The sequence below is a fragment of the Pedobacter sp. Bi27 genome, assembly GCF_918698255.1.
Taxonomy (GTDB): domain Bacteria; phylum Bacteroidota; class Bacteroidia; order Sphingobacteriales; family Sphingobacteriaceae; genus Pedobacter.
This window is the reverse complement of the sequence record NZ_CAKKMW010000001.1, coordinates 1,185,447-1,199,489: the sequence shown is the minus strand read 5'-3', so window position 1 is coordinate 1,199,489 and position 14,043 is coordinate 1,185,447. Positions and strand designations below refer to the sequence as shown.

Genomic DNA, 14,043 nt, shown 5'->3' with positions numbered 1-14,043 from the left:
CTGCAAACTTATTTCAGATAATCCTGTTGTTCTAGTATAAATTTCAAGATCATGGCACCTTTAAAATTAAGCGAAGAACAGCATGCTACATTAAGCAATAGAAACACATTAGAACAAATTAACGAACAACCTTTAGAACTTCATCCAGAAGCGTATAAAGTAAAAGGCCCATCTCCGGATAAGATGAAGACGGTATCCTCTTCATTAAGGAATTACGCTCATGGTTTGTACGGGTTGTTGTAAAACGCCTCCAATTAAATCTCATCATACCAGATTATATAAAAGCGGTTAAGTGTAAAAGCTTAACTGCTTTTTTCATTAAAAAGATTTTCTTGAGTGTTGTTGTCCCCCTTTGAAGGGGGCAGGGAGATGAGAAATAAAAAGAGTTTAAAAGATCACTTTGTTTCTCTCCATGTTATATGCCTCAGTTCGATTAAAAACATTTTTTAAAGCTTTCCTGTAAAGCTAAACTGACGAGCTATAACCTGCATTTGTTTTCAGAGGCTATTGAAGATGCTGAAACAAGTTCAGCATGACGTAACGCGGGATCAGACATGGTGAATTCTAATAAACTATCGTCATCCTGAACTTGTTTCAGGATCTTTGCCGAAAGATGTTAAGACAAACTCAATTCCTTTTCAATTCCAAATCCCTACCTTGCCCTTATGAAACAGAGTGCCGGAATATTGCTCTTCAGAAGAAAAGATCAGCAGGTAGAATTTTTTCTGGTTCATCCGGGCGGGCCGTTCTTTGCCAAAAAAGATTTAGGCTTTTGGACAGTGCCGAAAGGGGAATTAGATGAAGGTGAAGAGCCGTTAAAGGCTGCTATCCGCGAATTTAAAGAGGAAACAGGTAAAAGTTTAACTGGCGATTTCATTGAATTAAGTCCTGTTGTACAAAAGGGAGGTAAAAAAGTATTGTGCTGGGCTGTGGAAGGAGATCTTGATCCTTCTACAATTGTTAGCAATACTTTCGAAATTGAATGGCCGCCGCGATCGGGCAAAAAGAAAAATTTCGCTGAAATAGACAAAGCCGAATGGTTTGCCTACAATAATGCCGTAAAACACATCAACGAAAAGCAGGTCGCTTTGCTTGATGAATTAAAATCCAAACTAAGCCGTTAATTCAAAGTGTGAAATTTCCTTCTCGGCACCGTTAATGATCATCGAAACCTGGTGACCGCCCAGATGAAATTTACGTGTCGTAATCAGTACGAATTTTTGCTTGCGGATAATGTTTACTGCTGCACCTGCAGGATAAGTCCGCTCCGAAATTTTATACACTTTTTTTGTGTTCTGGCCGTTTTGCTTTTTATAGCAAATGGCATATTCCAATCTAACCTTTTGTTCAGTCCGATTTTCGTTCAGAATAGAAAATGAAAACTCCAGACTTTCGCCAATTTTGATCTTGGGCGTCGAGATTTTGAAATCTTTTAATAAAATCCCTGCATCATCTAAGCCATAATGTTTAAGGATATCTGCATGGCCTTGTTTAAGTAATGTACGGCTGCCATGTTTAATAATGGCATCTGTTTCGGCACCCAAACCCGACCAATTTTTAGCAATATTTAAAACAATATGGGGATGATCTTTTGCAATATCGTTCAAACTATTGGCAACGCTCCGCCTTACGTATTCTGATGGATCTGTTTTAAGGTTTTCCAGTATGGGTAAAATGGATGTCGGGTCTTTTTTCAGAAAGGGAATACCCATGGCCCAGGGTAGGCGTGGTCTGCTGCCTTCACTGGCGAGCCTTCTTACTTTATGGTTTTCGTGCAGCGACCATTTTTTCATTTTTAAAATCATCTCGTTTCCGTATTTTAAAATGAAAGGACGAACGGCAAATTCGCAGCTTACAAACTGCGTAACAAATTCGAGTGCCTCAACCGAAGCTTCGAAATCATCTATACCATAGGTTTCGATATAGTCAGGTAAAAACATATAAGCCAAGCTATCTTCTCCAATACCCTGAAGCCTTAATTGTGCGATAGTTTTTTTAATCAACGCTATCGTTTGAGGATAATCTTCGGGTAAAAAATCATGTAATACCTTCGAGGTATGTTTCATCCGCTCTTTTAATTCTTTTGATTTGAAGTCAGCAGTAAAAACCTTTTTAATAAATTTTCCTTTGTCGAAACCTGGAACAGTAACCGTTAATGCATGGGCTAATCTATCGTAAAAGGCTGGAGAATATAAATCTTTAAGCGGGCTGGCCATATGGTATGGTAATTACAAAGTGGGAGATTATTTTAATGCGGTGCTAATTTACTAAAAATATTAGTATATTAAGGCGACTCATTCAAATAATTACTTCATCGTATCATTTTTACATGGGGTTTAAGGATTTCAGCTTTTTCTTTGGCACATTTGCTATTATAAAAATAACAAAATGAATACAACAAAAATAGGTTGGATCGGGTTAGGGAATATGGGGATCCCGATGGCAGGGCAATTGATAAAAGCAGGTTATACAGTTACTGTCTATAACAGGAGCAAGGATAAAGAAGCTTCGTTGAAAGAGATTGGCGCATCAATAGCCGAAACACCTAAAGCGCTGATTGCAGCTACTGATGTGGTAATCGTTATGGTTTCTGATGATGCCGCTATAGAACAGATTTTTAAGGGAGAAGAAGGCCTTTTTAGTATAGAAACATCGGGTAAGACCATCATCAATATGAGCACGGTTTCTCCTTCTATTTCAAAAGAAATGGCCACGCAGTGCAAAGCAAAAGGAAATTTTTATTTAGATGCGCCAGTTTCAGGGAGTGTGAAGCAGGCAGAAACCGGTCAGTTGGTTATCATGGTTGGCGGTGAAGAAGCTGCTTTTAATCAGGTAAAACCGATTCTGGAAAAAATGGGCAAACTTGCCAAACTTGTTGGCGAAAATGGTGCGGGTAATAGCGCAAAGCTGGCCATCAATTCGCTTTTGGCCTTATATGCACAGGGCCTGGCCGAAACCGTTTTGTTTGCGAATGAACAAGGGATTAAAACAGAAGACTTATTAGAATTGATCAATAATGCAGCCATTGGTAATATTTTTACCAAAATTAAAGGTGATGCCATTATTGCTGATCATTACAAAGCTGCTTTTGCACTTAAACATATTGTAAAAGATCTGAACCTGGCTAAAGCCGAAGGAATTTCATCACCATTGGCTAAAACAGCGCTAAATACTTTCGAAGATGCGGCTGCAAAATATGGAGAAGAGGATATTATTGCAGTAATTAAACAGCTTAAGGGATAAAAGCATCCCTTTTAATACTAAAGTTGATAACCATAGGAGATTTTGGCTTTTCCTATGGTTATTTATTTATGGGATATTACAAAGTTTCATGTATACCATATGAAACGAGGCAAGTCATTATTTTTAGACCGCCAAAAGTGCTGCATAAAATAATTGCCAGTACAATTAAACCATAAGGAGATATTATTTTTGATGATTAATTTTTGTTAGACCCGCTGTTGAATAGATGCAGTTTATATCCTGCATTATTCAACAGCATTTTTTTTTGCGATTGCCTAACAGAGAATTGCTCTTTTTAATATGTGCTCTTAGAAATTAGTAAGTATATCCTTGTTATACACACTATTTATTTGCAAGTTTTGCTTAGGTGTTAAGCTTAAATCAATATCAAGATAGGAGAGAAGCAGGTCAGTAGGGATCTGGTCAAATAGTCCAGGATAAATACGTTTAAATAGCGATATTCTGTTTTCAGTATTCTGCAGTCTAAATAAGATGTTTCTATTGTTTACATCAGATATGGCAGTTTGGAGAAGATAAGTATTAAATAATGAGTCAAGAACAGGGTACCATTCGCAGCCATCCTCCAGCTCGGTTTGGTCTATCAAAAAAACGATAGTATCCTTTATGGCAAAAAGATTAAAGTTGCCATCTGCTTGTTTAAAACCATTCGGGATATATACGCTACCTTTCGTGCCCAACCATATATTGGCCTGCCCGGCCTCTTCATTCACTAAATAGCCATTAACCAGGCCATCTGCTACAATTATAATGCTATTGTTAGCAACTGAACTGTTTGGCTTAAAAAGCGTTTTTCCTTTGTGAATCCTGAAAAAGGCTGTATGTCTGTACATAAAGCGAATAGCTGCTCTATCTTTCTTCCGATCTAACAACGGAAGAAATACCTTTAAAAAATATTTGATGTAGCCTACTTCCATGTTGATTTAATTAAGTTTCGTGATTAACATATTGATTTGTTTTTTTTGGTAAATCGCATCTACAAACCGGTCATGCTCAAAGGCTCAGATCCCCACCCGAATTAAAAGGGCATAATTTCTTGTCAGTTATCAATCATCGGCTCTTTCTCTTTCATAGGTTTCAACGGCACTGCAAGGTGCTATGGGGTACGACCAGCCGAAACTCATTCCTCTACCCGAAGCATCAACTTTGGAGCATCTTCGCCCATAGATAAATCGATTTAGTATTTTTGCGCGGCTATCGTTTTTTGGTATTGTGCTAATCTTACTTAAGATCGGCTACAACTAAATTCTGCATTAAAAATTAATTTTCCTCTGATTTTGATCAAGACTTATCTTGATCTTACTCATCGCTAAAACTAGGTAGCAATGTGAGCTAAGCGATAAGTTTTTAAGTGGATATTTCAGTAAGCATATGCTAATTTTTCATCGTTTTCAAAGCGTTCATATCCAGTATAATAATATTATTACCGTCTTTTTCAATTAGCCCCTCTCTTGTGAAATCTCCAAGCACCCTACTCAGTGTTTCGGTTGCAATGCCTATGAAGCATGCCAGATCATATCTGGGGAGTATAAATCTATGATTCTCTGCAGACTCATGGTTTAGTTTAGTCAGTTCAATAATTGCTTTTGCTATCCTCTTCCTTACAGAGTAATAGGCGATGTTCAGTAGCTTTTCATCACGGTTGTTCAAGCCATGAGCAAGCGCTTTAGCAAAAAAGTTGAACATGTCTGGATAGTCTGTAATTAAATTCTGGAGATCGGTATAAGGGATGGTCAGTATTTCAACACTATCGATGGCTTCTGCAATTTCCTTATTTTCAGTGCCCAATAGCGCACTCTGAAGTCCGAAATATTCATGCGGGCCATAAATGCCAGTGATAAATATGTTGCCGGCGGAATCAGCTACATAGGTTTTTATCTTTCCTGATAAAATGTAATGTAATCCGAGCGATCGTCTCTCTCCCTTATGATAAAGAACCTGGTTTTTTTTTAAAGATCTGGGTAAACAACCTTCGAACCTTGATCTTAACCAGGATAACTCATCGCCGCTTTTGTGGATATTCTTTAATTGAGTATGCCTTTTTAAAAATAATTCATGTTGAAGCCTTTTTTTTCTGAGCTTTACCTCTACATGATTAAGCAGCTCGCCATCATCAAAAGGGGCCATCAGGTAGCCATCAGCGCCCAATTCCATCACTCTGCGGGCAAGGTCATAATCCTGATTGTTCAATATCATAATAAAACTGATGCTTGCAGTTTCCATAAATTTATTAACAACACGCAATACCCCGATTCCGTCCATTTCAGCTACATTTACCTCCGAAATAATTACATCTACCGGACTTTTTCTGAGAATGTCGATTGCTTGCTTACCGCTATTTGTTGATTTTACATTGTATTTTCCGATTGTTAGTATTTCGGTGATTTTTATCCTTAGATCGAAATCCTCAAGTATAATCAAGATTTTAGATCCCTCCATTTAAATTTTATGTTTAATCCTGAAGGCTATAGTTTCCTTTAGATTGGCAAAACAGGTGTTAAACCTGATTTCCGGACCTTGTTGTTACGTTATTAAAGCTTTTCGATAGACTAAATTAAGGTCTGCGAGAAAAGAAGATAGACAATTGGAAATAATAGGGGGAGCAAAAAACTTAAGTCGCTGGGTGGAAAAATTATCTTGACGGAAGTGAAGATAATACTGTAGGCTTTATTAAAAAAATGATGCAGTTTTTTAATAAGCATTTTTAGAGAAGGCATTTATTAGGTTTTTATAGGGATTAATAGACAAATATCCAATAAAAATCGTTATTCTGACGGATAAACAGGTTGATAATTATCAATTATATTTTTGATTGTAGTCAAGATGTTAAAAACAACCAATTAAAAAGTCTGCTTAGTACTAAAAATTAACCTAAATAACCGTTTTTTAGTTTGTTTTAGGGAGGATAATACTTCTTTGCTGAGTACGTGAGTAATAAAACTCAAAAGATGTTGTATTGCCAATGAAAATAATACTGTTATCAACCGATGATGTGTTTAAGTTTTTAAGGATGTTTGTGTTTTTTTTGTTGTTTAAACAATTCTGCGCTTCCAGATCGATCCTTGCAAGTACAACAAAGGTTGTGATCAGGCAGCAGGTGATGAACAAATGAAATGATAGATAGCCGAACTGAAACATCCTAACATGGAAAAGAATAATCCATAACAACAATAAAAGAAAAAGGACGATGCCAAGCAGCACCAATAAAAGCTTAGTATCCTGAAAGCTGATGAGGAATGGTAAAAACGTAAATGGCAATATGCCGATCAGGAAGGCAAAATTTCTGGTAAATAGCTGGTTGGTTGTATCGTAAATCCAGTAGTGAATGATAAAACCTATGGTAATGATAAATGGTATAAAGATTAAAAAAGCGCATTTTTCCCAATATGAAAACCCTCTTTGTGATAATAAAAGGTCTGCAAGGCCATCAAGGTTTAGGATTTCGACATTAAACTTGGTAAAAAAATAATATTCACCAAAAATGGCCAGCAGCACGAGGTAAACTACTGTTAATATCAAATATTTGATAAACAGTATATGAAGGGTATTTCCTTTATCTGCCATCTTAATTATTATAAGCGATAAAATGTAACCATAAAACAAAAATGCGCGACATAGGATAGATTTTGATCCCCAAATTTGCTTAAGCGTTACCTTATGTGCATTGATAAGAATTAATGCGATTAATGATTGTTGTCAAAGTACCTTCTGTTCTGGCTTGTTTCAACTTTTTAGGTCTGGTTGGATTAATAAAAAATTGCCTGATTCTAAAGATGCAATACCTACTTGTTGAGACTTTAAATAATAAATAGTTTTTAATTCATTAGAAATCAGTACTTTAATTGTTTTATTGAAAAATAATTAATCTAATATTTGTATCGTACGAAAAACATCGTACCTTTAGAATATGAAAAGTAATCAAACTGAAAATAATCTGCCTGAACCTACTAAAGCTGAATTAGAAATTCTTCAGGTATTATGGGAATTCGGGCCTTCTACAGTTCGGTTTGTAAACGATAAATTGAACGAACAACGGGAGGTGAATTATACCTCAACTTTAAAGCAGATGCAGATCTTAACCGAAAAAGGAATATTAAAACGTGATGAAAGCCAAATGAAGCACATTTATATTCCTGTTGAGGCTGAAGAGAAAACCAAAGTACAGTTGTTAGACCGTTTTGTTAATACCTTATATAAAGGATCTGCCTCACAGTTAATGATGCAGCTTCTGGGTAACGAAAAAACCTCTAAACAGGAAATAGAAGAGATAAAGCGGCTATTGGATAGCATGGAATAATTAATAATAACAGATTCTAAAGAACCACAATGATGGAATTTAAGTTAATTAACCTTTTGCCCGAAAACTGGCTTCATGCCCTTGGCGCTACTTTATTCCACTCGCTATGGCTTGGTGTAATATTGGCCTTGCTTGCTGGTTTGGTTATGTTTACTACCCGAAAAGCTAGCGCGGCAATGCGCTATAACCTCCTCACCATATGTTTGGCCTTGTTTGTTGTGGCCATATTCTTCAGCTTTTACAAAGAACTGCGAAAGCCTATAGGTTCTACAGCTGAGCAGGTTGTAATTAATCTCCCAAGCGGGGCTACCGATCAACCTGTAATTGCAAACGTTCAGCAAGATATGTATTCGGGACTGAACAAAATGCTTTCTTTATGGAATGCATATGCTTATCAGATTGTATTGATCTGGTTTTTAATTATATGTGGGAAGAGTGTTCAGTTAGTGGTGGGTTTAAATGGTGTATATCATTTGCGTAAACATAAAACCTATGCTGCAGGTAAACAGTGGGATGAAAAGTTAGCTATACTGGCCCAAAAATTAGGTCTAAGTCAATCGGTTAAAATCATGCAATCGGGTATTGCGCAGGCGCCAATGGTTGTGGGGCATTTTAAACCCTTAATTCTGATTCCACTAGGTTTGCTTAACGGCCTGTCAAATGCAGAAGTTGAGGCTATTCTTTCTCACGAACTGGCGCACATTAAGCGCAAAGATTACCTGGTAAACCTATTGCAAAGTTTTATCGAAATCGTTTTCTTCTTTAACCCAGCGGTACTTTGGGTATCACAATTAATAAAAACAGAACGCGAGCATTGCTGTGATGATTTGGCCATTGCCTGTGTAAGCGATCGCAAAAACTACGTTCAGGCCCTCATATTCTGTCAAGAGTTTAAGCAGCGTGCACCTGCTTATGCCATGGCGATAACGGGTAAGAAAGGTAGCCTGCTGCATAGAGCAAGCAGGATGTTATTCAACACCAATTCAACTTTAAACAAAATGGAAAAGACAATATTAACCATCGCCTTGGTATCTGTTGTGGTTTGTAGCGCTGCGTTCAAGAGCGTGGGCAATGCAAAAACAGTTACCAGAAATAAAATATCCACTTCAATACAAGTTTTACAGGATACCGCTAAAAAAGCTAAACCTGTTGAAGGGAAATCTGCCGATCAATTGGAAAAGGAAATCAATTCGAAAATGGATCGTCAATTGAAACAGTTAAACGAAAAACGCAAAAACAGCGAAACGGATGAAGATGTAAATGCAAGAATTGCCGATCAGCAAGCCAGAAAAGACGATGCTGGAAAGGCAATAGTGGATGAGCGAATGCGGAAAGAAGATGCCAAAGCAAGAATAGCCGATGAAAAACGCCGTATTGCAGACGAGAAACTGGCAAAAGAAGATGCTAAATTAGCCAAGGAAGACGCCAAATGGGCAAAAGAAGATGCCAAGTGGACAAAAGAGGTTGATAAATGGGCAAAGGAAGACGCTAAATGGACCCAGGATGATAAAGAGGGTAGAGGAAACCGTGTACCAAGAGCGCCACGTCCGCCGCGCCCACCTAGGGCACCAAGAACGCCCCGTGCTGCGTATGCTGTACCGCCGGCACCACCGTTGCCTCCAGTTCCGTCAGCTCCAACCAACCCACCAGCTCCACCTACGCCTCCAACGCCTCCTATGTATAACCCAAAAACTAGTACCAGAACAGGCGTACAGCGTACGGTTACCTCGAAAACCGTAACCGACGGAGATGGTCACGATTATACCAACGAAATCAATCAGCAATTGATGAAAGACGGCATCATTACCAGCACCAATAAATTGTCGTACAAACTTAATAAAGACGATTTAATTGTAAATGGCGTAAAACAAAATGCTGATGTGCAGAAAAAATACAAGCAAAGATTTTTGAAAAATGAAAATCATTCGCTGATGTATAATTTCCTGATCGAAAACAATAAAACTAAGTTCTAAAAGCGCTAATCCAATTCACATCATGAAATTTAAGCTCATGGCTTTTTTAGCCGTATGGATGAATATTGCCCTTACCTTTGCTCAAGCCCAAACTCCTCAATCCAGAATTTATGGTCGCGTATTGGATGCCGATGGAAAAAATATAGAATTTGCCACAGCTGCACTACTTAAAGATTCGGTGTTGGTTAAAACAACCTTCACCGAAAAAGATGGACTGTTTAGTTTTGATAAATTCGGTTATGGAAAATACCTCATCAAGGTATCGGTTGTAGGTTCGCCTATTTATCAAACCGATACCTTGGTTTTAACTGCCGATCACGCTGTGATCAATTTGGCCGACATCAAGATCAAGGCTGGAGCAACCAATTTAAAAGAGGTAAATATTTCGGGGCAAAAGGCTTTTGTAGAACGAAAGATAGACCGTACGGTGGTTAATGTTGATGCTTTGATCTCCAATGCAGGCACAACCGCACTGGATGTGCTGAGTAAATCGCCTGGGGTAAATGTAGATCAGAATGGGGTAATCTCGCTCAAAGGCAAGAGTGGAGTGGCTATTTTCATTGATGATAAACCAACCTATTTATCGGGCGCCGATCTCGATAATTACCTGCGTTCGCTTCCTTCTTCTTCGCTTGACCAGATTGAGCTGATGACCAATCCACCTGCTAAATATGACGCTGCGGGAAATGGAGGGGTAATCAATATCAAAACCAAGAAAACAAAAATCGCTGGGTTTAATGGAGGGATTAACCTGAGTTTAAATCAAGGCGAATTAAGTCGTTCGAACAACAGTTTCAACTTTAATTACCGCAAGGATAAAATCAATGTTTTCGGAAACCTGAGTTATAATTTAAATAACAGTTTTACCGATCTTGATCTGAACCGGAAATATAAAAATGACGATGGTAGTGCCAAATCCTACTTTAATCAGAATTCTTATTTCCGCAGGCACGGCAATACTTTTAATTTAAAAACAGGGCTAGATTATTACGCATCAGACCGCACAACCTGGGGCGTGGTACTTACCGGAATGAACAGGATTTCGAAACAGGTAAACAACAATACCAGTAATCTGTCTAATGCTTCGATGCAGTTAGATTCGGTCATCAGGGCTGAAAATATCGACCAGATCAAATACCAGAATGCCGGTGTAAATTTAAATTACAGGCACAAATTTAAGCAGGTAGGACGAGAATTGACTTTTGATGCCGATTATCTGCTTTACCGGAATCAAACCGATCAAACCTATTACAATTTCAGTTACCTGCCCAGTGGAGCCTTAAAATACCAGGATATTTTAACAGGTAACCTGCCTTCAAATATTGATATCTATACCGCAAAAGCAGATTATTCACATCCACTGGAAAATAAGTGGAAGCTTGATGCGGGTGTTAAAACCGCTTATACCAAAACCGATAACATTGCCGATTACTTTAATACGGCAAACGGGAAAACCAATGCCGATTATGAAAAGAGCAATCACTTTTTATATGAAGAAAACATCAATGCGGTTTACCTAAATATGAGCAGGGAAGGAAAGCGGTTTTCGCTTCAGGCTGGCTTGAGGTATGAAAACACGGTTTCTAACGGGCATCAGTTGGGCAATCTAATTAAACCTGATTCGAGTTTTAAAAGAACCTATAACAGTTTATTTCCAACGCTTTATTTCTCCTATAAACTCGATACTGCCGGTAACAATCAACTGGGACTTAATTATGGAAGAAGGATCGATCGGCCATATTATCAGGATCTTAATCCATTCTTTTCTCCTTTGGATAAGTTTACCTATTATGTTGGCAATCCTTTTTTAAAGCCTTCATTTACCCAAAGTATCGAACTTTCTCATACTTATAAAAGTAAGATTACCACAACATTTGGTTACAGCTGGGTGAGAGATGAGGTGAACGAAACCATCGAAATTTTAAATGGCACCTATTACAGCAGACCAGCAAATGTGGGCAAAACAAGAGTGGCCAATGTTTCGGTAAATGCAGAGATCGATATCACCAAATGGGTTAAGCTGAATGCTTATGTTGAGTATGCAAAAATAGTTTCAAAAACAGATTTCTACACAGGTTTTTTGGTTACCAATGGAAGTTATTTAAGGGCAAATCCGAATTTGCAGTTCAAAATCAGTCCAACCTGGAATGCAGAGGTAAATATGCGTTACCAGAGTAAACTATCTAATGTACAGTTTTTATTGGCCGAAGTACATGAGTTCGGTGCAGCGGTGCAGAAAAAACTTTCAGCAAAAAGTACGTTGAAATTAACTGCTAACGACATTTTCAGAACCCGGATTTATAATGGTATAATCAATAATCTGGCGAACACAGAAGCAAACTGGGTTAACCGTCAGGATTCGAGATCGGTTGTGGTGAGTTATAGTTACCGTTTTGGTAAAGCATTTTCTTCGCCGGCTAAACACGAGTCTTCTGGTGCCGATGCAGAAAAGAACAGGGTAAAGAATTAATGTTTTTAGATAATTTCGTCATTGCGAGGAACGAAGCAATCTTACAACGATGGGTGAAGGAACCATTCAAGTAGGTGCTACATTTTTTGAAAAGCAGTGCCTGTGGTGCTTCGGTTCCGATAGTCCCGCCCTTTGCTTAATCCCGTGAAGGACGGAATAACGCTGTCGGTCGGGTTTATTTTACCTTGGATAGTAGCACTGTTTAAGATCACTAAACCCGATCGGAGCGGGATGCCAATTCCTTCCAATTGGCAGAAGCGGGAGCGGGACTGTTTTACCCTAAAAGCTCCTGTAATTGCTTTCCAAAAAATAATTCAGGTGATAGGTCGTCATCCCGACTGGAGCAAGGCGGAATGGGGGATAAGCGCTTGACAAGCGTTGCCAACTTACTAGCGACATGGCTATTAAAAGTTGACAACGCTATCTTCCCCTTACACAAACTGATTAAGTACCAACACCCCAATAAGCCCTAAAACAGAAACCAGGCTTTCCATCATGGTCCAGGTGCTAAAGGTTTCTTTAAGGCTAAGGTTAAAGTATTCTTTAAACATCCAGAAACCTGTATCATTTACGTGAGAAAACATCAAACTCCCTGCACCGACTGATAATACCATTAACTCTGGTGGTACGCCAGGCCCTATTAAAGGCAATACCATACCCGAAGCGGTTAGTGCGGCCACGGTTGCTGAACCCAGGGTTACCCTAAGCGATGCGGTGATTAGCCATGCAAGTAATAATGGCGATAAATTTAGGCCACCAGTAAGTTGTTTTACGGTTTCGCCAACCCCACTATCAATCAAAATCTGTTTAAAGGCGCCGCCTGCTGCAATAATGAGGATAATCATGGCAATACTCTTAACACCTTCCGCACACGATTCCATTGCTTTTGTAATGGTGGTTTTTTGAACCGCTAAAGCAATAATAACCGAAATTAATAAAGCAGCGGTAGGATCGGCTAAAAATATAAACAGCGGTTTACCGATATAATCTATTTTTAAGCTGCTTCCGATGGTTCCGGCGATGATTAAGAATACCGGCAGCAATGCCGTAATGAAACTCCTTGATGCAGAAGGGAGATTTTCTTCTTCGTTTATGCTGAAGTTTTGAACAGTTACCGATTGATCGCGTTTGAGAATCAACCGTGGGAAATAGATTCCGGCAATAACGGCAATAGGTAGGCTTAAAGTTAAACCGTAAATTAATGTTTTACCAATATCGGCGTGGAAAATACCAGCTAAAGCAACTGGGCCAGGGTGGGGCGGTAAAAAACCATGTGTTACTGAAAGGGCTGTGGCCATCGGGATGCCGATGTATAATTTTGATAGTCCTGTTGTGGCAGAAATGGCAAAAACCAAAGGGATTAACACCACAAAACCAGCATTGTAAAACAAAGGAATTCCCACCAATAAACCGGTTAACAACACGGCCCATTGAATGTTCTTTTTGCCGAAAGCCCCGATCAATATGAAAACGATCTTTTTTGCCGATCCGCTATCTTCAATTAATTTGCCCATCATCGCACCGAGTGCCAAAACCATTACCATGCTGCCCAGCGTGCTGCCTATACCATTGCCAATGGAGCTCATTACCTTTGGGGCAGGCATGCCCAATAAAAGACCTGTAATAATTGCCACAGCAATTAGGGCAATCATTGGGTTGATCTTTTTCAAGATCAGCACGAAAAGCAACAGGATGCCGAAGAGTAGGATAAGTAATGACATTTGGTTAGGGCTTAGGTAATGTGATTAAATATAGCTTTTACCACAGATGAACACTGATTTAATATTAGCTGTGTCTATCCTTTTTATCTCCCGAAAATCGGGAAAGGTCGTGGTAAATTTTTATTTTTTTTGCGCTTTTTACTTTTTAACAGTAATGGTTCTTCCGGTAACGAGATGAAACGCGTAAACCCGGTACAGGCCATCGTCGCTAATTTCTATATTTTCTACAAGGCCGGTTTTGCTAAAAGTATCGGTTACCATATCGCCAATTTTTACATCTTGAAGAATATCGTTGGGCGTATCGTTATTTAATCTGATCAT

General features: G+C 38.7%; 12 protein-coding genes. 6 read left to right on the top strand and 6 right to left on the bottom strand.

The annotated features are described in order from the left end of the window. The first annotated feature begins 51 nt into the window (after positions 1-51). Both LQ227_RS04840 and LQ227_RS04835 read left to right on the top strand, forming a co-directional pair. Positions 52-243, top strand: coding sequence for a hypothetical protein (locus tag LQ227_RS04840; RefSeq protein ID WP_116249330.1), 192 nt, complete (start codon positions 52-54; stop codon positions 241-243). Between the two features lie 422 nt (positions 244-665). Further along, complete coding sequence (locus tag LQ227_RS04835) at positions 666-1,124, top strand: NUDIX domain-containing protein (protein WP_230148477.1); 459 nt, start codon at positions 666-668, stop codon at positions 1,122-1,124. Here the strand turns inward: LQ227_RS04835 and LQ227_RS04830 are convergent. Further along, positions 1,113-2,216, bottom strand: coding sequence for a DNA alkylation repair protein (locus tag LQ227_RS04830; protein ID WP_230148476.1), 1,104 nt, complete (start codon positions 2,214-2,216; stop codon positions 1,113-1,115). The two genes, LQ227_RS04835 and LQ227_RS04830, sit on opposite strands and share 12 nt — an antisense overlap. Before the next feature lie 172 nt (positions 2,217-2,388). Between LQ227_RS04830 and LQ227_RS04825 the strand changes: the two genes are divergently transcribed. Beyond that, on the top strand, positions 2,389-3,243 hold the full coding sequence (locus LQ227_RS04825; protein ID WP_230148475.1) for an NAD(P)-dependent oxidoreductase: 855 nt from the start codon (positions 2,389-2,391) through the stop codon (positions 3,241-3,243). A 308-nt stretch (positions 3,244-3,551) separates the two neighbouring features. Here the strand turns inward: LQ227_RS04825 and LQ227_RS04820 are convergent, their stop codons facing one another. The 3 genes from LQ227_RS04820 to LQ227_RS04810 form a co-directional block, all read right to left on the bottom strand. Further along, positions 3,552-4,178, bottom strand: coding sequence for a hypothetical protein (locus LQ227_RS04820; protein ID WP_230148474.1), 627 nt, complete (start codon positions 4,176-4,178; stop codon positions 3,552-3,554). Between the two features lie 457 nt (positions 4,179-4,635). After that, on the bottom strand, positions 4,636-5,700 hold the full coding sequence (locus LQ227_RS04815; protein WP_230145608.1) for a response regulator: 1,065 nt from the start codon (positions 5,698-5,700) through the stop codon (positions 4,636-4,638). 447 nt (positions 5,701-6,147) lie between these two features. Further along, entirely contained in the window at positions 6,148-6,825 is a 678-nt protein-coding gene (locus tag LQ227_RS04810; protein WP_230145607.1) for a hypothetical protein, read from the bottom strand. Between the two features lie 343 nt (positions 6,826-7,168). Between LQ227_RS04810 and LQ227_RS04805 the strand changes: the two genes are divergently transcribed. The 3 genes from LQ227_RS04805 to LQ227_RS04795 are packed head-to-tail and all read left to right on the top strand — an operon-like array spanning position 7,169 to position 12,001. After that, positions 7,169-7,558, top strand: coding sequence for a BlaI/MecI/CopY family transcriptional regulator (locus LQ227_RS04805; RefSeq protein WP_029275844.1), 390 nt, complete (start codon positions 7,169-7,171; stop codon positions 7,556-7,558). Positions 7,559-7,587: 29 nt separating this feature from the next. Then, positions 7,588-9,531, top strand: coding sequence for a M56 family metallopeptidase (locus LQ227_RS04800; protein WP_230148473.1), 1,944 nt, complete (start codon positions 7,588-7,590; stop codon positions 9,529-9,531). A 22-nt stretch (positions 9,532-9,553) separates the two neighbouring features. Further along, positions 9,554-12,001 carry a TonB-dependent receptor gene (locus tag LQ227_RS04795; protein ID WP_230145600.1) on the top strand — a complete coding sequence of 816 codons (2,448 nt, stop codon included), beginning with the start codon at positions 9,554-9,556 and terminating at the stop codon, positions 11,999-12,001. A gap of 431 nt (positions 12,002-12,432) precedes the next feature. Here the strand turns inward: LQ227_RS04795 and LQ227_RS04790 are convergent, their stop codons facing one another. Both LQ227_RS04790 and LQ227_RS04785 read right to left on the bottom strand, forming a co-directional pair. Then, positions 12,433-13,722 carry a gluconate:H+ symporter gene (locus LQ227_RS04790; RefSeq protein ID WP_230148471.1) on the bottom strand — a complete coding sequence of 430 codons (1,290 nt, stop codon included), beginning with the start codon at positions 13,720-13,722 and terminating at the stop codon, positions 12,433-12,435. Positions 13,723-13,860: 138 nt separating this feature from the next. Then, positions 13,861-14,043, bottom strand: coding sequence for a hypothetical protein (locus tag LQ227_RS04785; RefSeq protein ID WP_029275851.1), 183 nt, complete (start codon positions 14,041-14,043; stop codon positions 13,861-13,863).

Coding starts and splice junctions, on each gene's coding strand:
- LQ227_RS04840 (WP_116249330.1), top strand. CDS start 52: ATGGCACCTTTAAAATTAAGCGAAGAACAGCATGCTACATTAAGCAAT.
- LQ227_RS04835 (WP_230148477.1), top strand. CDS start 666: ATGAAACAGAGTGCCGGAATATTGCTCTTCAGAAGAAAAGATCAGCAG.
- LQ227_RS04830 (WP_230148476.1), bottom strand. CDS start 2,216: ATGGCCAGCCCGCTTAAAGATTTATATTCTCCAGCCTTTTACGATAGA.
- LQ227_RS04825 (WP_230148475.1), top strand. CDS start 2,389: ATGAATACAACAAAAATAGGTTGGATCGGGTTAGGGAATATGGGGATC.
- LQ227_RS04820 (WP_230148474.1), bottom strand. CDS start 4,178: ATGGAAGTAGGCTACATCAAATATTTTTTAAAGGTATTTCTTCCGTTG.
- LQ227_RS04815 (WP_230145608.1), bottom strand. CDS start 5,700: ATGGAGGGATCTAAAATCTTGATTATACTTGAGGATTTCGATCTAAGG.
- LQ227_RS04810 (WP_230145607.1), bottom strand. CDS start 6,825: ATGGCAGATAAAGGAAATACCCTTCATATACTGTTTATCAAATATTTG.
- LQ227_RS04805 (WP_029275844.1), top strand. CDS start 7,169: ATGAAAAGTAATCAAACTGAAAATAATCTGCCTGAACCTACTAAAGCT.
- LQ227_RS04800 (WP_230148473.1), top strand. CDS start 7,588: ATGATGGAATTTAAGTTAATTAACCTTTTGCCCGAAAACTGGCTTCAT.
- LQ227_RS04795 (WP_230145600.1), top strand. CDS start 9,554: ATGAAATTTAAGCTCATGGCTTTTTTAGCCGTATGGATGAATATTGCC.
- LQ227_RS04790 (WP_230148471.1), bottom strand. CDS start 13,722: ATGTCATTACTTATCCTACTCTTCGGCATCCTGTTGCTTTTCGTGCTG.
- LQ227_RS04785 (WP_029275851.1), bottom strand. CDS start 14,043: ATGATCAGATTAAATAACGATACGCCCAACGATATTCTTCAAGATGTA.